Below are 466 nucleotides of genomic sequence, written 5' to 3' on the forward strand. Positions count from 1 at the left end.
TCTTTATCGTTGTGTGGTATCAAAATGGGGATTGAAGCTTTCGCACTTCAAAACCATACGGCGAAGTTGCCTGCGGCAAGCCCGAACTGTTTCTGAATCAATCCCTTATAAAATGAGGTCGGTATCTTATCGTCCTTATGGCGGGCATTCAAACAATATCTGAATATTTCCTAGTTTACTATTTCTTTATGTATTGAATTCGCAACAGATACGCTTGCGCCCGATTTATGCGGTGGACACACGAAGCCTGCCTGCGGGTACGGCTTTTGTTATTCGCGGTGATAGGGATGGTTGTGGAGGATGGAGACGGCGCGGTAGAGCTGTTCGGTCAGCAGGACGCGCACCATACCGTGCGGGAGGGTGAGGACGGTGATGTTCATGGGTTTCCTTGGTCGGATGGGGTCGTCTGAAAGGTTTCAGACGACCTTCGTTTTGTATAGTCAATTAAAATCAAAATAGGACAGTA

The 466-nt window shown here is 47.4% G+C and carries 1 pseudogene; it reads right to left on the reverse strand.

From position 1 onward, the window contains the following. Nucleotides 1–269: 269 nt before the first annotated feature. Nucleotides 270–380 (reverse strand): annotated as a pseudogene (locus tag HMPREF3277_RS09750) (23S rRNA (pseudouridine(1915)-N(3))-methyltransferase RlmH); the annotation flags it as partial. Nucleotides 381–466 lie beyond the last annotated feature (86 nt).

The sequence above is a fragment of the Neisseria sp. HMSC70E02 genome (assembly GCF_001838645.1).
Taxonomy (GTDB): Bacteria; Pseudomonadota; Gammaproteobacteria; order Burkholderiales; family Neisseriaceae; genus Neisseria; species Neisseria macacae.